Origin of the sequence: Bacillus sp. B1-WWTP-T-0.5-Post-4 (genome assembly GCF_009183795.1) — a bacterium.
Taxonomy (GTDB): domain Bacteria; phylum Bacillota; class Bacilli; order Bacillales; family Bacillaceae_G; genus Bacillus_A; species Bacillus_A cereus.
On the sequence record NZ_WEIJ01000009.1, the window covers coordinates 124,388 to 148,564 of the forward strand.

Sequence of the window (24,177 nt, forward strand, 5' to 3'; positions counted from 1 at the left end):
TTTACCAACATAACAGCAAAATAAAAAGCGAAAAGAATAAATCTTTCCGCTCTTAGAGTAATAAATACATTTCATATTGCGCTAAAGAATTCTTTTCAAATCCACATTTCTTAAGAAAACCTTCCAGTAAATTATTGTTAGGAAACCCAATTGATAAACTTGATAAATTTAATTCTTCTCTTGCTACTTGTAATAATTTCATCCCAACACCAATATTTCTATAATCTTTGTCTACGAAAATAAAACTAATTTTACCTTGTTTATTTACACATAGAGAGCCTTTTAAGTCATTATCGACATATGCACCATAAAATACATTATTTGTTTTTTTGATATAATCAATATCATTTTGCCAATTTATATGGAAGTTTAACCATTTCTGAATTTCATCTTTAAAAGTTGGAAATTCTAATTGTTTTACTTCACTATCCTTACAATCTTTATTCATTATTTTAGTCAAATCATTTAAATTATAATAAGAAAGATCGTACACTTTTTCATAGCCCAACTTATTATAAAAATGAATCGCTCGGTCATTTCCTACAATGACTTCGAGAAAAAGTTGCTTACATCCATGTTGAATCGCCTCTTCTTTATGCAGTTCAAATAATTTTTGACTTACACCAATACCGCGGTAATTAGGATGAACCGCTAATGTTCCACAGCGCATAGTCTTTATACTTTCATAATCCTTTATACCACCTAGTATTACGCCAACAGGTTTGCCTTCTTCTAAAGCAAGAAAAGAATGTTCTAGCAAATTACCTTCTGGTCCCAAAAAACGTTGTATAAAATCCTCTTTTGAAACCTCCATCTTAATAATGTAATCTGAAAATCCATCTTTAAAAGCTTCATATACTAAATCAATATTTACTTCACTACACCTTTTATATTGAATCATATAAAATTGCCCTCCAACTGCTTATATTAAACTCAACGTGTACCCATATAATATATTCCATCTATTATAAATTTCAGCTCTTAATTTGAAATGAGCGGACATTTCCCTACATATAACTCACTATTGATTTGTTTTATAACAAACTATCTATTATTTACTACATTAACCTCATAAACACGTAAAAAAGCAATTAAATGCTCACATGCTCTTTCACATGCTAGCATTTTAAAGATTTTTTGTTCTTCTTTCGTTTTATCATTTGCTTGATCTGAAGCAGCTTTTAAACAGAGAAATGGTTTTTTATTTATTTGGCATACATAGGCGAAAGCTGCTACTTCTTGATCAACTGCCAATGCTCCATATACGGTATGGAGTAAATATCTCATTTCCGAACTACGAATACGTTGATCTCCTGATAAAAATGTACCGAAATGTATCGGATCATACGATCGTATTTTTTTTATTCTTCTTACAAGTGATTTTGTTGTTTCAATAGGTGCTGTTCTACCGTTATATAAATTAAAAACATCTTCCCCTGAACCAGCAGCAGTAACATCATGTTGTATTGCGTTTAGTGCGACTACAATATGACCGTTTTTCACCTTGTTTGATAAACTTCCGCATATTCCTGTCATAAACAACTCATCTGGCTGAAACTCACTAATTAACAATTGTACACAACTAGCGCAGCTTACTTTACCGACACCAGTAACAACTGATATAATTTCCAGCTCATTAATAGTATGAAAATGAAATTCCCAAGCTGCCCTTTTTTCAACACGTTCACTCGGATAATGTTGATGCAAATACGTCAGTTCTGGTTCCCATGCAGATACAATTGCAATACGTTTCATTACACGCTTCACTTCCCCTATTGTCATTTAAATATGTTATCTATACTTTCTCGTTCATAATCTGGAATCCATTCTTTGTATTTCTTATATAAATCTCGTATTATTTCTTTATTCTTCGCAATTACTTCACATCCTCTATCATCATACATAAACATGACAATATCTTTCGTTGCATTAATGAGAAATACATCTGGATAAAAAATTTCTTTTTTTCGTCCAAATCGAGGATACAAATCAGAAAAATCCTCATGATTAGCAGCTTGTATAAGCGATTCATACTTAATATCTTCTACGAGACATTTTAAAGAAAATTGATATGTACAATATAAATCTGCTTCTTCATCTTCAAATAGAAACGGTAATGTTTCTTGTCTTATATGAAATCTTAAATCTCTTTTCTTAATATATTTATTGTATACATTTATTTTCTGTGGAGTTTTTATGTTTTCCTTTTTAAATCTATAAACATTTGTCACTACAAACACTACATCTTCTTTTGAAAATATGTCTTCAAATAAGAATTTATTATATGTATATAGTTGAGAAAAGTATTCCATATTTAAATCGTTGGTTCCTTCTACAATTTGATATTTATCTTTTCCGAAATCAAAATGCAAATGATTTTCCCACTGAGATAATAAGTAGGATCCTAATGTAACTTCTGGAAATGTTTGATTCATATATTCTTTTAATTGCATTTCCTTGTCCTTTCTACTGTACAATTCTTTTTAAATCCCAATATGCTTCTTCTAGCCACGGGTGTATAACTTTCAATGTATCTTTCCTTTCCCACAAATATGAAATATATACAAAAGCTGCTTTTTCCAAAGATTTTCCCAATCCTTTTTTTATTTCTATTAAATATGGTGGTGTCCCTTTTTGATCCCATTCTATTTTATCTGCAACAAATAATACTAAATCCATCTTCGTTGCATGTTTACGCAACGTTGTATGGCAACAAATTGCATTTAAAATCTCTTCATCTTCGACTTTAAATATTTCTTTTGCGATTACCCTCGATAATTTTTGATGAATAATCATAGGAAACTTTCTTTCCGCTTCCACTATTTCTACACCAAATTCTTCAGCAACTGCAATCCGCTCCTCGTTTGGAAAAATGCCACTAATATCATGTAAATATCCTGCAATTGCTGCTTTTTCTTTATCTACGTGAAACTTTTCTGCAATCTTTTTTGCCTCATTTGCCACACGAATTGAATGTTTATATGTAAACTCTTTATTATATTTTAGTAGAAAAGCTTTAATATCATTTTCTATTTTTCCAGTTGGAGTAAATGAATATTTATCATTACATAACATAGAAAATCCCCCTTATAACTACCTTTCATTATAATGTAGAATCTAAATATCTTTGTTATTTTATATTCGATATTAATCTTTTTACTCCTTTTTAATACGTTACATGAAATTTTATACAGAATCATCGCTACAAGTACATAAATGTTTGATATTATAGTAATGTTGATGATTTGTAAGGAAAGGAACTACACAATGAATAAAAACATATTAATTATTGATGATGATAAAGAAATTGTTGAATTACTTGCTGTTTATTTGCGAAATGAAGGCTATAACATTTATAAAGCTTATGATGGCGATGAAGCATTGCAAAAGGTTTCTACATATGAAGTTGACCTTATGATTTTGGATATTATGATGCCAAAACGAAACGGATTAGAAGTTTGTCAGGAAGTGCGTGAAAATAATACTGTACCAATTCTAATGCTTAGTGCAAAAGCAGAAGATATGGATAAAATATTAGGCCTTATGACAGGTGCCGATGATTATATGATCAAACCATTCAATCCATTAGAATTAGTAGCTAGAGTGAAAGCTTTATTACGAAGATCCTCTTTCCAAAATGCTACTTCGCAAAAGAATGAAGATGGTATTATTCGTATTCGCTCTGTTGAAATACACAAACATAATCATACAGTTAAAGTAAATGGAGAGTACATTAAACTAACCTCTATTGAATTCGATATTTTATATTTACTTGCGAGTAATACAGGAAGAGTATTTAGTTCAGAAGAAATTTTCGAACGCGTTTGGAATGAAGATGGTTATGGTTCAAATAAGACGGTAATGGTCCATATTAGCAACTTACGAGATAAACTTGAAACAGTAATAAATGGAGAAAAATTTATTCATACTGTTTGGGGAGTTGGCTATAAAATTGAGAAATGAAGCATTTGATATATTAAAAGATATTCCTAAATGGAAACTTATTTTTTGGCTTTTATTAGCTATCACACTCACTCCTATTACTGAATTAATTATTTATCGCCTCGTTACGAGTGTAATTGAAAGTTCACTTACTCTAACCGAACTCGGTAAAGAATTCATTCGAATTTTTGGTTATGAAAAGTATAAAGGGATTAAAGAGTCTTTATGGATGATGATTGTATCTTATTTGTTTTTATTTTCTATTTTTTCATCCTATCTTTACATTTTTTATCGTCACGAGAAAAAACTTTATTATGAAACTTGTATAAAAAAAATGATAGAAGAAATTCGTTATATTGCAAATGGAAACTTCAATCATAAAGTTTCTATTGTAAATCATAATTATCTAGAAGAATTAGCAATCGGGGTCAATGAAATTGTTGAACAATTAAAAGTCTCCATTGATGAAGAAAGACAAGCTGAACAAGCAAAAAGTGAACTTATTACAAATGTATCACATGACTTACGCACTCCCCTTACCTCTATAGTTGGATACGTAAATTTAATCCATCATGATAATTATAGAGATGAAGTGGAATTGCGATACTATATTCAAGTCATTTACGATAAGGTAACTCGTCTTAATGCATTAATGAATGACTTGTTCGAATATACACGTGTTCAAAATAAAGAATTAAGCTTGTATTCTGTTCCTATTGATATTGTAGAGTTACTTGGACAATTAACTGTTCAATTCCGTATACAATTTCAAGAAGCTAATATAGAATGTCGGCCTTCTTTCCCGTCTCAAAAGCTCATGGTATTAGCTGATGGTGACAAATTAGTGCGTGTGTTTGAAAATCTTATTATAAACGCTATCGCTTATGGAAGCGAAGGTCGCTATATTGACCTTACTGCTTATGAAAGCAATAATATGATTACAATTGATATAACAAATTACGGACAACCTATTCCTAGTACGGATTTACCTCATATTTTTGAACGTTTTTATCGCGTTGAGAAATCTCGCTCTACAAACACTGGTGGATCTGGACTTGGATTAGCAATTGCAAAAAGTATAGTCGAATTGCATAAAGGAACAATTGAAGTATATAGTGATGACGAAAAAACAACATTCACTGTAAAACTACTCCCATACAAATGTTAATATTACAAATAAAAAGTTCAATTTCTTACCATATAAGAAATTGAACTTTTTCCATAATTACCCTAAATTTAATAATCCTTTATAATTCTTTAGAAATTCTTTACCTTTTCTTTCTTCCTAATTAAGCATTCCTTTTTACAATACTATTATTGATGTCATAATAGGAGGATCGCTTATGCAATTCTTAAAGAAATTCGCTATTTTATTATTATCTTTTTTTATTACTGCACTTATCGTTTTATATTTTTATCTTTATGTAAATGGTCCGATTATTCAAGCTAAATCAGCTATTTTAATAAATGCTAATTCAGGTGAAATTGTTTATAAAAAAAATGAAGAAACTCCAGTACAATCAGCTGCTTTATCTAAATTAATGACAGAATATATCGTATTGGAGCAACTAAATGATAGAAAAATACAGTTAGATGACTTCGTACAAATAAGTAACGAAGTTTTCCGAGTAGAAACAAGCCCTATACAAGTAACATCGAATGATAAAACAACGGTTCGTGATTTACTTCATGCATTGCTACTGGCAGGGAATAATCGTTCTGCACTCGCCCTAGCAGAACACATTGCTGGAAATGAAGATAACTTTACAGTATTAATGAATAAAAAAGCAAAAGAACTAAAGTTATTACAACCATCTCCATTTCTAAACTCTACTGGAATTAATAATAATACAAATAAACAATCAACTACAACAGCGATAGACGCAGCTAAACTAGCAGCACGATTAGTAAAAGATTTTCCAGATGTATTGAATATTACGAAACTAACCTCTTACCAATTTACCTTCAAAGATTCCCAGGTTTTCAATACGAATAAAATGATATATTCCCTTAATGAAAACATTAAACTTCAAGGTGTTGATGGCTTACAAACTAGTTTTTCAACTAACGGTAATTATAGTTTTGTCAGTACAGCAAAACTTGGAGATACTAGACTAATTTCAGTAATATTAGATGCAGATGAAGAAAACATTTCATTTATTGAAACAAAAAAGTTGCTCCAGTATGGTTTTGATCCTTCCTCGTACTCTGCACTCCAAGCTTTTAAAGACGCCCTTACATCTTGGACAATATTGCTTCAGTTTAAAAATTTAATTATACAAACTATAATGATTTTTTTAATCATTACCACCTTAATGTTTTTACATATACGTCAGAAAAAATCCGAGGATTTCAATTAAGAAATCTTCTTATATATATAAAACCGACTTGCGCTTGAGATGCAAGTCGGTTTTTAATTCTATCATCCTCTTCCAAGCAAATTTGCTGAAACTGGTTGCAAGTTTAACTCTCTCGCCCATATAGATAGCTGACCAATATGATAAATTTAATATCCCATTACATGTCTTAAAACCTATGTTTTTTGAGGCATACATCCATCTCTGTTTCCTTTCGTTGTGTTCGTTTGTTTAGTTTAAATGGGTTAATCTATTAATTCTATTAAATCCAACAATTGAACTATTACACTTTAAAGTTCTACTCATATACTATAGTAGATTACTAGAAAGGAGGCTTAACTATGGATAGTTGCGTTGTATTTGTAAACGGACAACCTTTTTTAGTTCTTTCAGTAGCTGGTATTGAAATTGCTAGATTAGAGATTTCCCTTCAAGTAGCATTAGCTCTAAGAGTGCTTGGGATACCAATCTGTGATTAATTACCAAATTAAAAGAAAAAGAGGGCATTAGCCCTCTTTTTTTATTTTCCTCATATATTTTCTTAACAACAAATAAAATTTTAATTTTTATATTGTAAGGAAATTCCGAAAAATAAACTCATTTTATTCAATAAAAAGAGCACCACCCATACCTCATTATCCGTTTCTAAAAAATTAGAATTCGATTAATTACAAAAAAATTTAAATATACGAACGTTACATAAAATACTTGTTAGAATAGCTGTCCTTCACACTATTTATTTCGCAGACGTTATATAATCAAAGCACCAATGATTAACTTTTTATACGGCTTATTTTAAGTGTGCTAGCATTCTAGGCTAGATGATCATGACTGCAAAAAAAACTTCAAGTTCTCGTTTATATAAATCAGATAACGCTTTCACTTTTTGAATCGATTGATAATCTTTAAATTGCGGTTCGCTATCTTCTTCTCCTTGAAGAGCACTAATCCAACTATACTTGAAATCATGTTTCTAACATACCCCCAGTTTGCAAAGTAAATCTTCCTCTCAAAGTTGTTCACACCACTTAAACCAATCATCTCTTACTTGCCAATTATATTGAAATAAAGTGTACACATTTCTCTCTCCCTTACTTCAATTATCCACCTAACAGCATCTGTTATACATTTAACCATTGACAATCACTTCTCTTCGGCCAAGTTCCTCTACAGCGTGATTAATTATTTCACTTACAGATAAAGAACCATCCAATATGATATCTGAATTCGGCTTAACAGTATGAATTGCCTCTAAATAAGCTTTTCTCGCATATGTCATGTAATGTTCCAAATCATTATGTATTTCATCTATTGTACCTTCCTTAAAATCTCGCAAAATCCTTCTAGCCATCGCAATATCTAAAGGCGTATCAATAAATATAGTTACATCAATGAATTTTCGCATCTCACTATTTAAGTATGCAAAAGGATAATCTACAATAATATAGTCTAAGGTATTATTTTGTATAAGTTGCTCAATATCATGAATTAATGGTGTTAATACCCACTCGTCGTAATTCGCCCCATCATCAATCCATTTACAAATATCAGCAGGAGAGTTATCAAATGTATAACTATCAAAATATAGAGCTTTTGAGTTTTTAAACTTATGCTTTAATCTTTCTGTAATTGTAGTTTTACCTCCTCCCGAAACAGCTGCAATTGAAATTATTTTTGTTTTATTATCCACTATACCCACCAAACCCCTTTATTAACATAATATAATTATAAATTACTATCGTTGCTACTTCTTCCATTCATATTCTAGCATACTCATTTCCCATAAATTCCAATACGTTTCTCCTACTCTTTTTGACTCTCTTAATAAGCCTTCTTTTACAAACCCTATTTTTTCGTAACATGAAATGGCCGATGTATTAAAATCATACACACCAAGAGTTACTCTATGTAGTTTTAATTCGTCAAAAGCAATATGAAGTACTGCTTTCATCATATGTTTTCCTATAGAACGTCCTCTCATCTTCGTATTACCAACTAATACTTTTCCAATTCTAGCGGACTTATTAATATTATCTATTTGCCCAAGCGAAATATGTCCAATAACGTCTGAAGTCTCTTCATCTACCACTTTGAAAGCGAGTGTATTTGCACTTTCTATATACTTCTCTAATTGCTGTTCGTCTAAAGGAAATGTGAATGCATTTCCTGACCATTGTATTAGAAATTCTTCGGAATTAATCCAATTTATTAATTGTTTAAAATCAGATTTCTTAAAGCTTTCTAGTTTAATCACTTCCTTGCTCCTTTCGTACATCATGCTTTATAACCTCAAACTTATTTCTATATAAAGAATATATTCTCCTTTTATATAAAATTAAAATAAAGCCATTCATGTGAATGGCTTTACAAAAAGGCAGCATAATTATGCTTTGTTTGCTACATCAATACCATTAAAATCAAAGTCAGCAGTAACCGTTGTAACCGGTGGGAAAATTGCTTCAATTTTGCAAATGGAAATAATTACTCCAACCGATCCAGGAATAGCCGCAAGCCTAACTACATCACAACTTACAGACGAAACAGTACCTACATAAGTACGTCCCTCTGTATTAATTTGAACTGTTCGATTAATTAATTTCTTAAGTTCATCTCTAATTCCTTGTACACAAGAATTATCACATTTCTCATGCTGTTCTTTTTTACACTCTTCGAATACTTCCCAACAATCATCTTGTTTACATGTACACTTCTTTTTACAATTATTAAATCGAGAACCCAATACCTCACCCCCTAATCCTTTCTATTAGTAAAGTATGTCCACTAGCTTAAAAGGGTACGAGGCAAACACATAAAAAGAAAAAAACAAACAATTGTACCAAACTTTCTTTTCATTATTCATTATAAAAACAGACTTCTCCTAATTAAAAGCTTTTTAATGAGCAGCCGTGAATTTAGTCCTACTCCATTTAATGTTTAGACACTACTTTCTAAAACAAACCTTTTTTCTTTTAAATAAGACGCCCCTTAAAAACACACTAGATTTTCCCATTAACTCACATATACATAGACTTTATTTGTGGATTTCCCATTTTTCATTGTGAAATATACATTTAAAAAGCGTACTTGAAAATAAGATATTATTTGTAATCAGAACATTTTCTTCAACAAGTGTTTATTGAAAAATACCATAACTAGTAGTAGTTCTCTCCACTTTCTCTTAAAAATTAGCATAGTTTGTATGAATTCTATATCGAGTAGAAGACACTCTATCATATAAAGATAAAATAGTAGGTTAATAAACAAGCCATTTTTTTATTAAAACATAGAATAATATGAACACTATTGAAAGGAGGTAGAAATAAATGTCCTGGAAAAATGATTGCTGGAGTTCTCAGAAAAAGCATTGTTGTGATGATTGGTGGAAATCTAAAGAAAAGCATCATTGTGATGATAATTGGAGTTCTCAGAAAAAGCATTGTAATGATGATTGGTGGAAATCTAAAGAAAAGTGTCATTGTGATGACGATTGGAGTTCTCAGGAAAAACATTGTAATGATGATTGGTGGAAATCTAAAGAAAAGTGTCATCGTGATGATGATTGGAGTTCTAAACGAAATAAGTGTCGTTGTAAATGTTTCTTTATTTGTTGCCATTGTAAAAGAAAAAATTGGTAATATTTTTAATGTCAACGTAAAGGAAAGAATATGTCTTTTGGAACCAATCGGGCTTTTCCGGAAAGTTGATCCCTCACCTACTTCCTTGCTTTCGCTGAATTTTTAGGTGGGGGCATTACTGCCCGGCAAATAGCGAGATAAATACTAGAATGTAATATATAAAAAGCTGACTGCTTATAGTCAGCTTTTTATATATTAACACGTAAAGGTTTAAACAGACATATAAGCAGTCACGCTTTGTCATCACCTTGTTGTTGTAAATTAGTATTTCTCCATTGAATAGACATTCCATAATATCGTATTTTGATAAAAACTAAAAAACATACTTAACACTAATAGTAGAATTTTTCTTCTTCATCAACTTCACTTCTTCTCTTTTTATAAACATAAAAAAGGAGCTCTATTTATATAGAGATCCTTTCTAATTTTATAATTTACTAGACTGTAACCCCTGAATAAACGGAACTACTTCAGGATTTACAAGCGATGATAAATCACCTAATTCTTTTCCTAAGTAAGCTGCTTTAATAACACGGCGCATTACTTTAGAATTACGTGTTTTCGGTAAATCTTCTACAACGTGGATGTCTTTAGGACACAACGCTTTTCCAATATGAGAGTTTACTAAACTCATTAATTCTTTCTTTAATTCTCCTGTGAATGTTACATGGTCTCTTAACACTACAAAACAATGACAAACTTCACCTTTTACTTCGTCAGGTACACCAATTGCAGCAGCTTCGATTACATCGTTATGTTTCACAAGAATAGATTCATATTCAGCAGGTCCAATACGTTTACCTGCAATATTTAACGTATCGTCTGAACGCCCTGTGATGATATATTGTTCACCATCGTAAATGACCCAGTCACCGTGGACCCATTTATTTTCAAAACGCGACCAATATGTGTTTACGTAACGTTCATCATCTTCCCAGAAGCTTTTCGTCATACCTACCCAAGGTTTCTCTAAGCATAATTCTCCGACTTCATCTCGAATTGGTTTACCTTGATCATCCAGTACGACAGCCGCCATTCCTGGTAAAGATGCGTTAAAACTAATCGGTGCTATTGGCTTAATAAGAACATTACCGAAAATCCCACCAGAGATTTCAGTTCCACCTGAGTAGTTACAGATTGGGACATTTCCTTTTCCAACTGTTTCAAACAGCCACATCCATGGATCAGGATTCCAAGGTTCTCCTGTTGATGCGAATACTTCCAAACTCTTTAAAGAATGTTTATTGACATACTCATCACCTTTTGCCATCAATGCTCGGATTAACGTTGGCGAAATACCTAGATGAGTAATCTCATATTTATCAACTGTCTCCCATAACCGGTCTGCTTCTGGGAAGTCTGGAACACCTTCGTACATAACCATCGTTGCTCCATTAATGAGTGAACCGAATAATAGAAACGGCCCCATCATCCAGCCCATATCAGTTACCCATAATACACGATCACCTTGTTTAATATTCATTCCAAATCCTGCATCAAAAGCTGCTTTCAAAGGAAATCCTGCATGCGTGTGTACTGTTCCTTTCGGCTTACCAGTCGTTCCTGATGTATAAATGAGCATTAATGGATCATCACTTTGCATTTCCTCGGCATGTATGAATGGTTTTTCTTTTTCTAGCGTACTCCACGAAAAATCATAGTTATGTGGTGTAAAATCATTTCCTGCATGACGAACGATAACAACTTTTTCAACAGTTGGGCAATGTTCACAAGCTTTATCTACTTCATCTTTTAAAGAAACAATTTTACCGCGGCGTGAAAATCCATCTGCGGTAATAATCATTTTTGAACCTGCCGCTTGCACACGTGTCATGACTGCATCAGACGCAAAGCCTGAGAATATTGGTGAAATAATTGCTCCGATTTTCATTACAGCTAGCATCGCAACAACTGTTTCTGGAATCATCGGCATATAAATTGTTACACGATCACCTTTTTCAATACCCGCGTGTTTCAAACCATTTGCAACACGGCTTACCCAGTTGTCAAGCTCTTCATATGTAAATGATTTTGAAGTTCCATTTTCCCCTTCGTACTGAAGTGCTGGCTGTATTCTCGTCTCTTCATCCGCAAGCCAGCGAGATAAAGCTGATTCTACAACGTTACATGTTCCGCCATTATACCACTGTGCAAACGGTGTACCATTTTCTAAGTCTAACACTTCTGTATAAGGTTTCATCCATTGATAGCCTACTGCTTTTTCTGCCTCTCTCCAAAACCAAGCTGTTTCCTCAATAGATTTATTATAAAAAGTTTCATAGTCTTCATATCCCAATGATTTCATCCAACCATATAAACGTGTTTTTTCCTTGTACTCTTCTGTTGGAAACCAAACTGCTTGTTTCAATGTTTTCCCCTCCTTAACTTTTTGAGCAAGAAAGCCCTAAATAGGGCTTTTAAACTGGATATACAGGATGTTTACGATCTGTGAATACTTGATATTTACTCATATACATTTCGAAACGTCCTTTTAACTCTTCACGTAAATTGTTTGGATGAACAATACCATCAATCACCATCTCTGATGCTAAATGATAAATATCAATATCTTTCTTATACTCTTCACGTTTTTCAGCAATGAAGCTAGCACGCTCTTCTTCTGGTAAAGCTGCAATTTTATTTGCATATACAGCATTAACCGCAGCTTCTGGACCCATTACCGCAATAGAGGCTGTCGGTAATGCCAGACAGCAATCTGGTTCAAATGCTGGACCTGCCATCGCATATAAACCAGCGCCATATGCTTTACGAACAACGATAGAAATCTTCGGTACAGTTGCTTCACTCATTGCAGAAATCATTTTTGCACCGTGGCGAATAATACCGGCACGCTCTACTTTTGTACCAATCATAAATCCTGGTACATCCGCAAGGAATAATAATGGAATATGATATGCATCGCATAAATTAATAAACTTAGCAGCTTTATCAGCTGAATCGTGGAATAATACGCCACCCTTCATACGCGGCTGATTTGCAATAATACCAACTGGCTTACCATCAATACGTGCTAAGCCTGTAATTAGCTCTTGAGCAAATAATTTTTTCACTTCATAGAATGAACCTTCATCAATAACTCTATTAATGAGATCTTTCATATTGAAAGGAGCATTTTGATTTTCTGGAATGATTTGTGCTAACGTTTTATCGAATTGTTTCGGTTCTTGAGGTGTAACCAATGGAGTCTTTTCTAAGTAGTTGTTTGGAAAATATGAAATGTATTGTCTTGCTTGTGTAATCGCATCTTCTTCTGTCTTACATAAAACATCTCCGCATCCTGATACAGAGCAATGCATACGAGCTCCGCCCATCTCTTCTAAAGTTACCTTCTCACCGATAACCATCTCAGCCATACGAGGAGATCCTAAATACATAGATGCATTTCCTTCTACCATCATTACAACGTCGCAAAAGGCTGGAATATAGGCACCACCAGCTGCAGAAGGTCCAAATAATAAGCATACTTGAGGAACTTTACCTGATAATTTCACTTGATTATAGAAGATTCTTCCTGCACCACGGCGCCCTGGGAACATTTCTACTTGATCTGTAATACGCGCTCCAGCAGAGTCAACTAAATAAAATAACGGAACACGTAGTTTTTCAGCTGTTTCTTGAATACGTAAAATCTTTTCAACTGTGCGTGATCCCCATGATCCAGCTTTTACAGTAGAATCATTGGCCATTACACACGCAGTACGACCATGTATTTTACCCGTTGCCGTTACAACGCCGTCCGCAGGTAAGCCTGTTTGTTCACAGTTAGCAAATAATGCATCTTCTACATATTCGCCATTATCAAATAGAAGCGCTAAACGATCTCGAACAAATAATTTCCCTTTTGCTTTATTTTGTTCATGATACTTTGGTGCGCCACCTTGTTTAATCGTTTCAACTCGTTCTTCAAATGAATTAGATTGTTGTTTTTGATCTAACATATTTACTCCCCCTTATACGTTGGTGTGCGTTTTTCCTTGAATGCTTGTAATCCTTCTAATCTATCTTTCGTATGGATTACACCTTCATACGCTTGTTTTTCCATTTGTAATCCGGTATGTAAATCAACTTGAATACCATTTGAAATTGCCTCTTTTGCTAATCGAACAGCAATAGGTCCATTACTAGCAATTTTCTCTGCTATTTCAATCGCTTTCTCTTCAAGTAAATTAGCTGGTACAACAAATTCTACTAAACCATATTCTTTTGCTTCTTGCGCTGAAATACGTCTACCTGTATAAATTAATTCTTTCGCTCTACCAACACCAATTAATCTCGGTAAGCGCTGTGTACCACCCGCTCCTGGTATAATTGCAAGTGTCGTTTCAGTAAGACCAAGACTTGCAGATTCAGCAGCAATTCTAAAATCACAAGCTAAACTTAATTCCGTACCACCACCAAGTGCGATTCCATTTATAGCAGCAATAACTGGCTGTGGTAATTGTTCAACCATCTCCATAGTCGTGCGAATCATACTAACAGCATGGCGAACTTGTTCCTCATTCATACCAGCACGTTCTTTTAAATCAGCACCAGCACAAAATGCTTTTTCACCAGCACCTGTTAGAATAACTACACGCGTATTGGACTCTTCACTTATTTGAGTTAATATGTTTTGTAACTCTTCTAATAACGCTAAAGATAATGAGTTTGCTTGTCTTTCACGATATAACGAAATCTTTACAACGTGAGGTGTTACATAATCAACTGAAATGTTTTGTAATTGTAGCATCTTCTCACCTACTTATCGTTTTATGTTGAAGCGCTCTATACACATGACTCGGTAATTGGATATTTAGCTTACTTTGAATAAATTGACTAGCTCGCAATAACTTTTCTTCGTCTATATTCGTTTGAACTCCTAATTTATGGAGCATATGTACTAGGTCATCAGTAGCAACATTACCTGATGCTCCTGGTGCATAAGGGCAGCCCCCGAGTCCACCACAAGAACTATCAAATGTTGTAATACCGTATTCTAATGATTTAACTACATTTGCTAGAGCCATTCCATACGTATTATGAAAATGCATGGCAAACTGCGAAGCATCATACTTCTTTAATAGATGTTCTAATACTTGTTCTACTTGTAATGGATTCGCTACACCGATTGTATCCCCAAGAGAAACTTCATAAATGCCGTATGAAAATAGTTGATTACATAATTCGTCAACTGCTGTGACACTTATATCCCCTTCATAAGGACATCCAAATACAGTAGAAACATAGCCTCTTACCTTTTTCCCTTCGAATAATGCCTGTTTTGTTATATCTTCGATTACAACTAACGCTTCTTTAATCGATTTATTAATATTACTTTTATTATGAGATTCACTTGCTGATAAAAAAACATTCACCTCATCTACATTTTGCAAAAAAGCTCGTTCCAAACCATTTTGGTTCGGAACAAGCGCAGCATATGTAACATTTGGATCCCTCTTCAGCTCAGAAAACACATCATTTGCATCCGCTAATGCTGGGACCCATTTTGGGTGAACGAATGAGGAAACTTCAACATACGACAATCCTGCTTCTGTAAGTAGTTGAATCCATTTTACTTTATCTTTTGTGCCAACAATCTTTTTTTCATTTTGTAAACCATCACGTGGTCCTACTTCTTTAATGACAGCAAAATTAGGTAGTTTCAATTCGCTTCCCCCTATATCTCCCTATTCAATTTCTAATAATACATCTCCTTCATTTACAAAATCGCCTTCTTGCACATTAATTTTCATAACTGTGCCAGCTTCTTCTGAAATGATTGGAATTTCCATTTTCATAGATTCTAAAATGACGACATCCTGCTCTTCCTCTACTGTATCTCCTACTCCTACAACAATCTTCCAAACGTTTCCTGCCATCGATGCGTATACTTTCGTCATCATTTTTTCCCCCTTAATATTGTTAGATCTTATTTTTTAACGAGTTGTTTCGTTACAAAACCCGTTGTATAAATACCCGCTTTGAACACTTCGTCTTCCAAAACTTGCAGTAGCATTGGCGTGTTCGTTTTAATACCTTCTACTTTTAATTCTTCTAGAGCATCATGTAATTTCGAAATTGCTTCTTCACGAGTCTCACCATGTGCAATGACTTTCGCAATCATTGGATCATAGAAAGGTGTAATCGTTACATGATTTTCTAAGAAGTGATCAATTCGTACATTTGACGGTAATGTTAAATCTGTAATTTTCCCAGGTGACGGGAAGAATGTTTTCGGATCCTCTGCATAAATACGAGCTTCAATGGCATGACCACTACGTTTTACATCATCCTGAGTAAATGATAGTTTCTCTCCACTTGCGATAAGGAGTTGCTGTTCTACAAGGTCTAATCCCGTAATTTCTTCTGTCACTGGATGCTCTACTTGTAATCTCGTATTCATTTCTAAGAAATAGAAATTTTTCTGATCATCTACAAGAAACTCAACTGTACCTGCATTTGTATAGCCAAGTGCTTTTGCAGCTTGTACAGCAACTTCTCCCATCGCCTTTCGTGTACCTTCATCTAAAAATGGTGAAGGTGCTTCTTCGATTACTTTTTGATTTCGGCGCTGTACCGAACATTCACGCTCCCATAAATACACTGTGTTACCGTGTGTATCTGCTAAAAGCTGAATCTCAATATGATGCGCGTCTGCTATATATCGCTCTAAATACATTTCTCCGTTACCGAAGAAGTTTTGCGCTCTTGTTTTATTACTTTCAAACGCTTTGGTGAGCGTTTGCTCAGTTTCCATCAACTGCATACCAATGCCTCCGCCGCCTGCGGATGCCTTAAGCATTAATGGATAACCAATTTGTTTTGCAATTTCAATTGCTTCTTCAGCAGTTTCAATATTTGTAGTAATACCTGGGACTACTGGGACATCTGCTGCTTGCATTGCGATACGTGATTCAATTTTACTTCCCATCTTCGTAATGATTTCTTCTGAAGGACCGATAAATACGATTCCTTCTTCTTTGCAGCGAACCGGAAAAGACGGATTCTCTGATAATAAACCATAACCCGGATGAATTGCTTCTGCATTTGTCTTCTTAGCTATTTCAATAATTTTTTCAAGGTTTAAATAGCTTTCTTGAACACGCGGTCCACCTACTAAGTAAGCTTCATTTGCCATTTTCACATGAAGGGCATTTTCATCTGCTTCAGAATAAATAGCAACAGTGCGAATACCAAGTTTTTGACAAGTTTTCATAATACGAACAGCGATTTCCCCGCGATTCGCAATTAATATTTTTTGAAACATAGTGATTCCTCCCTTTTATCTACATCCTAAATGTCTAGCAATTACGAGACGTTGAATTTCAGAAGTTCCTTCACCAATTTCTAATAGTTTCGCATCACGAATATGTCGTTCAACTTCATATTCACGCATATAGCCATATCCACCATGAATCTGTACTGCATGATTCGCAATACGGCTTGCCGCTTCCGATGCAAATAGTTTTGCCATTGCCGCTTCTTTGCCGAAAGGTTTATCGTTATCTTTTAACCAAGCTGCTTTATGTACTAAATTGCGTGCTAGCTCTACTTCAGTCGCCATATCAGCTAATTTAAATTGAATCGCTTGGAAATTAGAGATTGACTTTCCAAATTGTTGACGTTCTTTCGCATATTGTAATGCACGTTCAAAGGCTGATTGCGCAATACCAACTGCCAATGCAGCGATTGAAATACGCCCTCCATCAAGTGTATATAAAAATTGTTTAAAGCCTTTATTTACATCACCAAGAATATTTTCTTTCGGTACACGAACACCATCAAGTACGATTTCACAAGTATTAGAAGCGCGAACACCCATCTTATCGTAAGGACTTGAAATCGTTAATCCTTCACTCGTAGTAGGCACGATAAATGCAGAAATACGTTTTCTACCATTCTCTTCAATACCGTTGACAGCGGTTACAATAATTGTATTTGCATACTCTGCGTTTGTAATCCAACACTTCTCACCACTGATTACATACTCATCACCATCTAATACCGCTTTCGTTTGAGTACCACCTGCATCTGATCCAGCATTCGGCTCCGTTAATCCGAAGGCACCTAATGTTTTACCTGACGCCATTGGAACTAAATACTTTTGTTTTTGTTCTTCTGTACCGAAATAATAAATTGGAGAAGCACCTAATGAAATTGTTGCAGCATAGCTTAAACCGGTGCCACCACAAGCGCGACCAATTTCTTCAACTGCTAACGCATACGATACCGTATCGCCACCTGAACCTCCATACTCTTCTGGGAATGGGATGCCTAATAATCCTAGTTCGCCCATTTTTTGAAATGTTTCATATGGAAACTCTGCAGTTTTGTCATAATATACAGCTTTCGGTGCGATTTCCTTTTCAGCAAAGTCACGTACCATTTCTTTAATCATTTGTTTTTCGCGAGTTAGAGTAAATTCCATTCCGCTACACACCCCTTATCGAATATTGAGTTTCGACAGCGTGCGAGTTTCTACTACAAACATAACAACTTAAAAGACAGGAATATTAGTTAGACAATTGCTACAATTCTGTCATAACTTAATTTTAAAACAGATTCTGTACTAATGCACAAAAAAATTCCTACATTGTTCTACAACAACATAGGAGATTTTGTGTCGAATTATGTAATTTATTGTTTAATAATCTCTACCTTTTCCCGAATCCGAAATTTCTACTAATGCTTCAGGGTATGGTTCGAAATACGTTTGTCTTAATAAATACTTTTCATCAAATCGAATGGCCCATGATTTTAAAATTGTAAGTAAACTACTAAGTGGTATTTTCTTTTCTGCATACTTTTGTAACAGTTCTATAAAATGATCTTTTTCTTGTTTTTTTAGCTTTGTTTTAAAATATCCAAAAATGTGCTCGCATACATTTACATTCGATGTATAACGGGGCGCACGCATAAATAATTCATATAAAGTCTTCTCATAGTTTTCAAATACCACTTCAATCTTTTCATTTTTGTGATTTGCAATTATACGCCCTAATTCCTTTTGTTTCACCTGATTATATGCCATAAATAAATATTTATTGTCCGACTGAAACGATACAAGGTCTTTCATATTTTTATTATGTTTAATCATTTTGTAATATGCGATTGTAAATAGCCTTGTAAAGAAATGCTCTCTAATAATAAAATTCGACAATCTGCCTTCCTCTTCAATAGGAAGATGCGAAAAATTTTTTACTACTGCTCCCCCAAATAAGCCAGCTCCTTTTCCCTTTGCTGGTGCTTTTTCAAAACCAGAATAAATTTTCACATCACGCGTACCACAACTTGGTGAACGATTCTTTAAAATAAAACCATCCACATCCGATATCGTTTGTAAAAAGTCATTTGAAAACTGCTCCATTTTTTCAGTAACGTCTTCTCGTGTCGACGGTTGCACAAGTCTATTCATACCATTTTCTTCTACAATTCGTATCGTTTCACGAGGAGTTCCCAATCCAATCTCCACTTCTGGACAAACAGGTATAAATGTAACAAATGGCTGCAAATTTCGTATTGTTACATCTGGAATCATCTCTCCATTATAACGACAAGCATCAAATTCTAAACATTTACTTACGACGATTGTAGGTTTTGCAAATTGTCGCATCTCATTACCTCCTTAGTGCTAGTCCGTATAATATAAATTGTACTAAGATTAACATTTTAAGCAAAGTTTGATTCCTTTATTTTTATGAGAAATATATATCCAATGATATATTAACAATCATTCAACTCTATTTTCTATAAATGTGCGCCCAATTAATGAAGGTTTAGATATTGTGAAATGAATAATACACACATGCTTCGGAGAAATTAATGATTAAGAAAGGAGGGATTGTTATGAAAAAGAAATTATCATCTATTTTAAGTGTTTTAGCACTATCTATTATGTTTTTAGGTACATCTGCGCAAGCTGAATACGATGGAAATAATATGAATAGAGTTAATAACACTGATATTTCAACTCGAGTAAATGACAATAACTTAGACAGAGTTAATAATGATGTAAGAACTCGAAATGTTAATACAACAAATGATTTAAATGATAATCGTGATAGAAATAATAATTGGGCTTGGCTTGGTTTATTAGGACTAGCAGGATTATTAGGTCTTAGAAAAAGAGACAAAGAAACACGCTGATTTAGAATGTTTTTAGTAAACAAGTACTTATTTATCAAAAATATATAATGAAAATAAATCGCCTTTTTAAAGGCGATTTATTTTTACTTAAAAGTAATGTATGTAATTCACATTTCAACGCTTAAATTCGTGGAGTTAATCCATACAATATAAATTGAATCGTATTTTCGATTTCCATTTCATCATCCCATTTTTCTTCAGGCAATAATAAAAATCGTGTTAATAATAAACCTAATACAGCTGATAAAGTAAGACGTAATACGGAAGATGACGGTATTTCAATAATCTCTCCTTCTTCTTGAAATTTCACAATCAATTTTTTGAAATGTGAAAAAAGTTCTGTTTCTATTAATTGCTGTATTTCATTTTTTAGTTCTGGTTGAAATGGTACTTCTTGAATTAATATTTTTATCATAGGAAAGTGTTTTTGAGCAAATTTAAATCTATTATGAATTACAACCCTTAAAAGTCCTTCATACGATTCATACTCTGATTTAAATATTTCTTTTGCAAAGGTTTGAACGAAAAATGGTGCAGCGAACTTAGTTAAAGTTGGCATTACGACCGCTAGTAATAAATCTTTTTTCGTCTTATAGTAGCGGAAGATGGTTCCTTCCGCTACACCAGCACGCTTTGCAATTTCACTTGTTGAAGTTGAAGCGTATCCTTTTTCTCCAAACATATCAACAGCCGCCTCTAATATTCGCATTTGACGTTCATTTTTTTTATCCGTATTAGTTGCAGCTATTAATTCCTCCAGCCAATCCTTCTGCATTTATAAAGCTCCTTTTTGTCATTATTATATTTTGCGATGTTTCTTTAAAGCAAATACATTTCCTACTGCAAATAATATTGAAAAAAGTAATAATACAGTAAGATCTAATGCAATCTCTGTAAACCCTTGATTCCGAATCATCACTTGTCTCATTGCGTCAGCGCCGTATGTGAGTGGAAATACTTTCCCTAACATTTGTAGCCACTTGTTCATAGATTCCATTGGAAACAATCCAGAAAAGAAGATTTGTGGCACAATAACAAGCGGTATAAATTGAATCATTTGAAACTCATTATTTGCGTATGCCGATAAAAACGTACCTAATGTTAGTGCAGTTAAAGAGAGCATACATGTAATAAGTAGCGTTAGCCATATAGAGCCAGCTACGTATAAATCTAAAATATAAACGGAAAAACTTACGATAATTATGGATTGTATAAAGGCAAAGATTCCAAAACCAATAATATAACCTGCGACTATTTCCCATCTTCTTATTGGGGTGGATAATAACCTTTCTAGCGTACCACTTAAACGTTCTCTTACGAAGGATACACCTGATAATATAAATACAAAGAAAAATGTAAAGAAACCAATTAATACAGGACCAAGCCCATCAAACATCGTAAAGTCTTTAGAGCCATGTAAAAAATTTACTTCAGGTTTCATAATCGATACATCATTCTTCTCTGTGCTTTTTTGCAATACTTGAAGTACAGCACGATTTTTTGACGAATCACTACCTTCCAACAGAAGTTTCATTTTTCCATTCTCTATTCGAAGTATTGCATCTACCTTTTGTTTTTTTAACTCAGAAATCGCGTTTTCTTTACTGTATTCATAAATTGACGCTTCTTGATTTTTCATCACTTTTACTATTTGAGCGGGCATATCAACAACAGCAATTTGCGGTATATAGTCTTTTTGTGTAAACACTAGCGATAATAGCCAAAGTAATAACATTGGTGCCCCAAACATCATCGCTAACGAACGCTTATCTCGAAAAAATTGGCGAATAATACGAATGATTACACCAGTAACTCTCATGATGACACCACCTCTTCCAACAAAAAGACATCTTCAATCCGTCCAGATGACACGCGTTTTTTCAATTCTTCAGTTGTTCCAACCGCAACTAGTTTCCCTTCTCTAATTAATCCTAGACGCTCACAAAATTCAGCTTCATCCATAATGTGCGTCGTTACAATAATCGTTGTGCCTTTCTTTTTAAGATCATAAAATTTTTCCCAAATCGTTTTCCTAAGAAGCGGATCTATCCCCACTGTAGGCTCATCTAAAATTAATATTTCTGGTTCATGGAGGAGTGCTATTGCTAATGATAAGCGTTTTTTCATTCCACCTGAAAATTGTTGTACTTGCTTTTTCATATACTGTGACAATTGTACAAGTTCAAAAACCTCTGCAATTCTTGTCTTTTTACTTTTTCCCTTTAATCCATACATCGTTGCTATAAAATCTGCATTTTCATATGCTGACAATTCTTCATATAATGCATCCGCCTGGGCCATATAACCAATTCGTTTCATTTCATTTAAATTAGGCATATTAGTATTATTAACAAGCACTTCACCTTTCGTTGCCTCATTAATACCTGCAATCATTTTAATGAGCGTTGTTTTCCCCGATCCAGAAGGTCCAACAAAACCAAAAATCTCTGCTTTTTCAACTTGCAATGAAAGATTGTGTAACACTTCTTTTTTTCCAAAACTTTTTGATACAGTCCGTAAAATAATTGAAGGTTGTTGCACGTTTCATCCTCCTTTTCCAATAAAAATGAGTGAGTACTCACTTTTATTTTACTCTTGCTTAATTATATGTCAAACTTCGTTGATTAGTATGTATGTTCAATCACCGATATTAAACAATGAAACAGAGTCGACATTAGAATTTCATTTCCTAAAGTCGACTCTGTTTCATTTAAACTATAAATTTCACTTTACGTTTTTAAATTCATATACTTCCGAATTCTAGCAACGTCTAAAGAATATTCGATAACTAATTGCTGTAACGGTAAAATAACTGTGTCAGGATATAAATGTGCATATTGTAATGTTTCTGCATATTTTTCTAACCTTTTTTCTAAATACTTTATTATTTGATCAGGATGACTTACTAATAAACATTTACAATAATAATGGATTTGTTCCTCAATCGCCGTGTATTCTTCAATTTCATATTCTTTATGCATGTGTACACCCCTTTAAGTTTTTTATATGAATTACTTATCACAATTTTCACTCGACAAATTTTAAGTTTTTTGATTATTTACACTATAACAAACACTGAGGGTCAAATTTTGTTACTTTATGTAACGTAGAAAATTTTTAACAAAATTGTAATGTTTACTCCTGCAAAATACAGAAAGCCCCTTTACTCATTTTTGTATAAAAAAAATCGTACAGCTTAATTTAGCTGCACGACTACAATTTCTGGCCTATTCAAAATCCTTTGCGGAATGATACTATTTCCTAATCCTCTACTCACTACCATTGATGTATTTTGTTCTACATATAAACCCGCTGTATATTTAGGTAAAACACCTTGATTTGGCGCAACTAATCCTCCGATAAATGGCAATCTAACTTGCCCTCCATGAGCATGTCCCGATAAAACCAAATCCAACCTCTCATTCGTATATTCCTTTATAAATTCAGGCCTGTGGGATAATAATACATTATATCTATCTGACTGCATTTCAATTTTTGCTTTTTTAATTTCATCTATTATAATATTTCCTTCATCACGGTTTCCAGTACCAAACTCTGGATCATCAATACCTAGCAAGTTTATCTCTTGCTCACCCTTTCGAATGCTTACATGTTCATTCCTTAAAACATTGACACCATATTTCTTCAACTCTTTTTCTAAACTGTTATACTTTCCAGACCATTGTTCATGGTTTCCTGTCACAAAATATACAGGATACTTCTTTACCATTTCTCGTATTAATTGCATACTAACTTCTGCATCGTATGATTTACTGTCAATTAAATCACCCGTAATTGCAATAATATCTGGGTCTATACTTTTTATTTTTTGAATTAACACATCTTGATTATCGCCAAATTTTTTATTGTGTAAGTCTGAAATTTGTAGAATTTTATACCCTTTAAAAGAGGATGGTATTTTACTAGAGGTTATTTTAATTTCAGTTATACTTATTAAATTGTTCTGTAAATATAAAAAGATTGTAAAACCTACTAATATACAAATCATCATTACAATTCTATTAATCTTCTTTTTCATATTTTCTCCTTTACATTCTCATCAAACACTTCTATATGCTAACTGAATTATATTATAC

General features: G+C 33.4%; 26 protein-coding genes and 2 pseudogenes. 6 read left to right on the plus strand and 22 right to left on the minus strand.

What is annotated here, in order from left to right; translation table 11 throughout:
- Positions 1-52: 52 nt before the first annotated feature.
- The 4 genes from GBN91_RS23485 to yqeK form a co-directional block, all read right to left on the minus strand.
- Complete coding sequence (locus GBN91_RS23485) at positions 53-901, minus strand: GNAT family N-acetyltransferase (protein ID WP_000617060.1); 849 nt, start codon at positions 899-901, stop codon at positions 53-55.
- A 143-nt stretch (positions 902-1,044) separates the two neighbouring features.
- Entirely contained in the window at positions 1,045-1,782 is a 738-nt protein-coding gene (gene mtnN / locus GBN91_RS23490; protein ID WP_001987381.1) for a 5'-methylthioadenosine/S-adenosylhomocysteine nucleosidase, read from the minus strand.
- The gene (locus tag GBN91_RS23495; RefSeq protein WP_152122479.1) at positions 1,779-2,453 is read right to left on the minus strand and encodes a DUF3885 domain-containing protein; all 675 of its coding nucleotides are present in this window, start codon (positions 2,451-2,453) and stop codon (positions 1,779-1,781) included. Before GBN91_RS23495 ends, mtnN begins: the two co-directional genes overlap by 4 nt.
- Before the next feature lie 13 nt (positions 2,454-2,466).
- On the minus strand, positions 2,467-3,075 hold the full coding sequence (gene yqeK / locus GBN91_RS23500) for a bis(5'-nucleosyl)-tetraphosphatase (symmetrical) YqeK (protein WP_000882449.1): 609 nt from the start codon (positions 3,073-3,075) through the stop codon (positions 2,467-2,469).
- A 192-nt stretch (positions 3,076-3,267) separates the two neighbouring features.
- Here yqeK and GBN91_RS23505 point away from each other — a divergent pair, with 192 nt between their 5' ends.
- The 3 genes from GBN91_RS23505 to GBN91_RS23515 all read left to right on the plus strand — a co-directional run bounded on the left by GBN91_RS23505 (position 3,268) and on the right by GBN91_RS23515 (position 6,302).
- Positions 3,268-3,963, plus strand: coding sequence for a response regulator transcription factor (locus GBN91_RS23505; RefSeq protein WP_001038807.1), 696 nt, complete (start codon positions 3,268-3,270; stop codon positions 3,961-3,963).
- Entirely contained in the window at positions 3,953-5,110 is a 1,158-nt protein-coding gene (locus GBN91_RS23510) for a sensor histidine kinase (protein WP_001243307.1), read from the plus strand. The genes GBN91_RS23505 and GBN91_RS23510 overlap by 11 nt, the downstream gene beginning before the upstream one ends.
- Positions 5,111-5,285: 175 nt before the next feature.
- Positions 5,286-6,302, plus strand: coding sequence for a D-alanyl-D-alanine carboxypeptidase family protein (locus GBN91_RS23515; protein ID WP_006917594.1), 1,017 nt, complete (start codon positions 5,286-5,288; stop codon positions 6,300-6,302).
- Positions 6,303-6,364: 62 nt separating this feature from the next.
- On the opposite strand, the pseudogene GBN91_RS23520 reads toward GBN91_RS23515, so the two are convergent.
- Positions 6,365-6,475 (minus strand): annotated as a pseudogene (locus GBN91_RS23520) (DinB family protein); the annotation flags it as partial.
- A 165-nt stretch (positions 6,476-6,640) separates the two neighbouring features.
- On the opposite strand from GBN91_RS23520, the gene GBN91_RS23525 reads away from it, so the two are divergent.
- The gene (locus GBN91_RS23525; protein ID WP_000376554.1) at positions 6,641-6,778 is read left to right on the plus strand and encodes a DUF3956 domain-containing protein; all 138 of its coding nucleotides are present in this window, start codon (positions 6,641-6,643) and stop codon (positions 6,776-6,778) included.
- 350 nt (positions 6,779-7,128) lie between these two features.
- Here the strand turns inward: GBN91_RS23525 and GBN91_RS29330 are convergent.
- The 4 genes and pseudogenes from GBN91_RS29330 to GBN91_RS23545 form a co-directional block, all read right to left on the minus strand.
- Positions 7,129-7,377, minus strand: a pseudogene (locus tag GBN91_RS29330) (DinB family protein); the annotation flags it as partial.
- A 51-nt stretch (positions 7,378-7,428) separates the two neighbouring features.
- Positions 7,429-7,998 (minus strand): nucleoside/nucleotide kinase family protein, encoded by a 570-nt coding sequence (locus GBN91_RS23535; protein ID WP_000513268.1) that lies wholly within the window; start codon positions 7,996-7,998, stop codon positions 7,429-7,431.
- A gap of 45 nt (positions 7,999-8,043) precedes the next feature.
- Positions 8,044-8,577: a GNAT family N-acetyltransferase gene (locus tag GBN91_RS23540; protein WP_000990082.1), complete on the minus strand. Its 534-nt coding sequence runs from the start codon at positions 8,575-8,577 to the stop codon at positions 8,044-8,046.
- A gap of 105 nt (positions 8,578-8,682) precedes the next feature.
- Positions 8,683-9,039, minus strand: a complete 357-nt coding sequence (locus GBN91_RS23545; RefSeq protein ID WP_000535577.1) for a hypothetical protein — start codon at positions 9,037-9,039, stop codon at positions 8,683-8,685.
- A 563-nt stretch (positions 9,040-9,602) separates the two neighbouring features.
- On the opposite strand from GBN91_RS23545, the gene GBN91_RS23550 reads away from it, so the two are divergent.
- Complete coding sequence (locus tag GBN91_RS23550) at positions 9,603-10,040, plus strand: hypothetical protein (RefSeq protein WP_171009802.1); 438 nt, start codon at positions 9,603-9,605, stop codon at positions 10,038-10,040.
- A gap of 321 nt (positions 10,041-10,361) precedes the next feature.
- On the opposite strand, the gene GBN91_RS23555 is transcribed toward GBN91_RS23550, so the two are convergent.
- From GBN91_RS23555 to GBN91_RS23590, 8 genes are all read right to left on the minus strand, one after another.
- Positions 10,362-12,302 carry an AMP-binding protein gene (locus GBN91_RS23555; RefSeq protein WP_086388516.1) on the minus strand — a complete coding sequence of 647 codons (1,941 nt, stop codon included), beginning with the start codon at positions 12,300-12,302 and terminating at the stop codon, positions 10,362-10,364.
- A 49-nt stretch (positions 12,303-12,351) separates the two neighbouring features.
- Positions 12,352-13,893, minus strand: a complete 1,542-nt coding sequence (locus GBN91_RS23560; RefSeq protein ID WP_086388517.1) for an acyl-CoA carboxylase subunit beta — start codon at positions 13,891-13,893, stop codon at positions 12,352-12,354.
- Between the two features lie 2 nt (positions 13,894-13,895).
- Entirely contained in the window at positions 13,896-14,684 is a 789-nt protein-coding gene (locus tag GBN91_RS23565; protein ID WP_000939818.1) for an enoyl-CoA hydratase, read from the minus strand.
- Positions 14,685-14,688: 4 nt separating this feature from the next.
- Positions 14,689-15,600, minus strand: a complete 912-nt coding sequence (gene mvaB / locus GBN91_RS23570) for a hydroxymethylglutaryl-CoA lyase (protein ID WP_000775436.1) — start codon at positions 15,598-15,600, stop codon at positions 14,689-14,691.
- A gap of 21 nt (positions 15,601-15,621) precedes the next feature.
- Positions 15,622-15,837 carry an acetyl-CoA carboxylase biotin carboxyl carrier protein subunit gene (locus GBN91_RS23575; protein WP_001987345.1) on the minus strand — a complete coding sequence of 72 codons (216 nt, stop codon included), beginning with the start codon at positions 15,835-15,837 and terminating at the stop codon, positions 15,622-15,624.
- A gap of 26 nt (positions 15,838-15,863) precedes the next feature.
- Positions 15,864-17,201, minus strand: a complete 1,338-nt coding sequence (locus GBN91_RS23580) for an acetyl-CoA carboxylase biotin carboxylase subunit (RefSeq protein ID WP_016098542.1) — start codon at positions 17,199-17,201, stop codon at positions 15,864-15,866.
- A 15-nt stretch (positions 17,202-17,216) separates the two neighbouring features.
- A complete protein-coding gene (locus tag GBN91_RS23585) occupies positions 17,217-18,362 on the minus strand; it encodes an acyl-CoA dehydrogenase (RefSeq protein WP_149215697.1) in 1,146 nt (381 codons plus the stop codon).
- Between the two features lie 216 nt (positions 18,363-18,578).
- The gene (locus GBN91_RS23590; RefSeq protein ID WP_113304432.1) at positions 18,579-19,547 is read right to left on the minus strand and encodes a YbgA family protein; all 969 of its coding nucleotides are present in this window, start codon (positions 19,545-19,547) and stop codon (positions 18,579-18,581) included.
- A 233-nt stretch (positions 19,548-19,780) separates the two neighbouring features.
- On the opposite strand from GBN91_RS23590, the gene GBN91_RS23595 reads away from it, so the two are divergent.
- Positions 19,781-20,080: a WGxxGxxG family protein gene (locus GBN91_RS23595; RefSeq protein ID WP_049107879.1), complete on the plus strand. Its 300-nt coding sequence runs from the start codon at positions 19,781-19,783 to the stop codon at positions 20,078-20,080.
- Between the two features lie 121 nt (positions 20,081-20,201).
- On the opposite strand, the gene GBN91_RS23600 is transcribed toward GBN91_RS23595, so the two are convergent.
- From GBN91_RS23600 to GBN91_RS23620, 5 genes are all read right to left on the minus strand, one after another.
- The gene (locus GBN91_RS23600) at positions 20,202-20,855 is read right to left on the minus strand and encodes a TetR/AcrR family transcriptional regulator (protein ID WP_152122481.1); all 654 of its coding nucleotides are present in this window, start codon (positions 20,853-20,855) and stop codon (positions 20,202-20,204) included.
- Between the two features lie 24 nt (positions 20,856-20,879).
- The gene (locus GBN91_RS23605; protein WP_149215699.1) at positions 20,880-21,899 is read right to left on the minus strand and encodes an ABC transporter permease; all 1,020 of its coding nucleotides are present in this window, start codon (positions 21,897-21,899) and stop codon (positions 20,880-20,882) included.
- The gene (locus GBN91_RS23610; protein ID WP_001187075.1) at positions 21,896-22,621 is read right to left on the minus strand and encodes an ABC transporter ATP-binding protein; all 726 of its coding nucleotides are present in this window, start codon (positions 22,619-22,621) and stop codon (positions 21,896-21,898) included. Before GBN91_RS23610 ends, GBN91_RS23605 begins: the two co-directional genes overlap by 4 nt.
- Before the next feature lie 188 nt (positions 22,622-22,809).
- Positions 22,810-23,061: a hypothetical protein gene (locus GBN91_RS23615; protein WP_000548621.1), complete on the minus strand. Its 252-nt coding sequence runs from the start codon at positions 23,059-23,061 to the stop codon at positions 22,810-22,812.
- Positions 23,062-23,276: 215 nt separating this feature from the next.
- Positions 23,277-24,119 carry a metallophosphoesterase gene (locus tag GBN91_RS23620; RefSeq protein WP_152122483.1) on the minus strand — a complete coding sequence of 281 codons (843 nt, stop codon included), beginning with the start codon at positions 24,117-24,119 and terminating at the stop codon, positions 23,277-23,279.
- Between the last annotated feature and the right edge of the window lie 58 nt (positions 24,120-24,177).

Coding starts and splice junctions, on each gene's coding strand:
- GBN91_RS23595 (WP_049107879.1), top strand. CDS start 19,781: ATGAAAAAGAAATTATCATCTATTTTAAGTGTTTTAGCACTATCTATT.
- GBN91_RS23605 (WP_149215699.1), bottom strand. CDS start 21,899: ATGAGAGTTACTGGTGTAATCATTCGTATTATTCGCCAATTTTTTCGA.
- GBN91_RS23540 (WP_000990082.1), bottom strand. CDS start 8,577: ATGATGTACGAAAGGAGCAAGGAAGTGATTAAACTAGAAAGCTTTAAG.
- GBN91_RS23575 (WP_001987345.1), bottom strand. CDS start 15,837: ATGATGACGAAAGTATACGCATCGATGGCAGGAAACGTTTGGAAGATT.
- GBN91_RS23600 (WP_152122481.1), bottom strand. CDS start 20,855: ATGCAGAAGGATTGGCTGGAGGAATTAATAGCTGCAACTAATACGGAT.
- GBN91_RS23560 (WP_086388517.1), bottom strand. CDS start 13,893: ATGTTAGATCAAAAACAACAATCTAATTCATTTGAAGAACGAGTTGAA.
- GBN91_RS23590 (WP_113304432.1), bottom strand. CDS start 19,547: ATGCGACAATTTGCAAAACCTACAATCGTCGTAAGTAAATGTTTAGAA.
- mtnN (WP_001987381.1), bottom strand. CDS start 1,782: ATGACAATAGGGGAAGTGAAGCGTGTAATGAAACGTATTGCAATTGTA.
- GBN91_RS23620 (WP_152122483.1), bottom strand. CDS start 24,119: ATGAAAAAGAAGATTAATAGAATTGTAATGATGATTTGTATATTAGTA.
- GBN91_RS23505 (WP_001038807.1), top strand. CDS start 3,268: ATGAATAAAAACATATTAATTATTGATGATGATAAAGAAATTGTTGAA.
- GBN91_RS23515 (WP_006917594.1), top strand. CDS start 5,286: ATGCAATTCTTAAAGAAATTCGCTATTTTATTATTATCTTTTTTTATT.
- GBN91_RS23495 (WP_152122479.1), bottom strand. CDS start 2,453: ATGCAATTAAAAGAATATATGAATCAAACATTTCCAGAAGTTACATTA.
- yqeK (WP_000882449.1), bottom strand. CDS start 3,075: ATGTTATGTAATGATAAATATTCATTTACTCCAACTGGAAAAATAGAA.
- GBN91_RS23565 (WP_000939818.1), bottom strand. CDS start 14,684: ATGCTACAATTACAAAACATTTCAGTTGATTATGTAACACCTCACGTT.
- GBN91_RS23525 (WP_000376554.1), top strand. CDS start 6,641: ATGGATAGTTGCGTTGTATTTGTAAACGGACAACCTTTTTTAGTTCTT.
- GBN91_RS23485 (WP_000617060.1), bottom strand. CDS start 901: ATGATTCAATATAAAAGGTGTAGTGAAGTAAATATTGATTTAGTATAT.
- GBN91_RS23585 (WP_149215697.1), bottom strand. CDS start 18,362: ATGGAATTTACTCTAACTCGCGAAAAACAAATGATTAAAGAAATGGTA.
- GBN91_RS23580 (WP_016098542.1), bottom strand. CDS start 17,201: ATGTTTCAAAAAATATTAATTGCGAATCGCGGGGAAATCGCTGTTCGT.
- GBN91_RS23615 (WP_000548621.1), bottom strand. CDS start 23,061: ATGCATAAAGAATATGAAATTGAAGAATACACGGCGATTGAGGAACAA.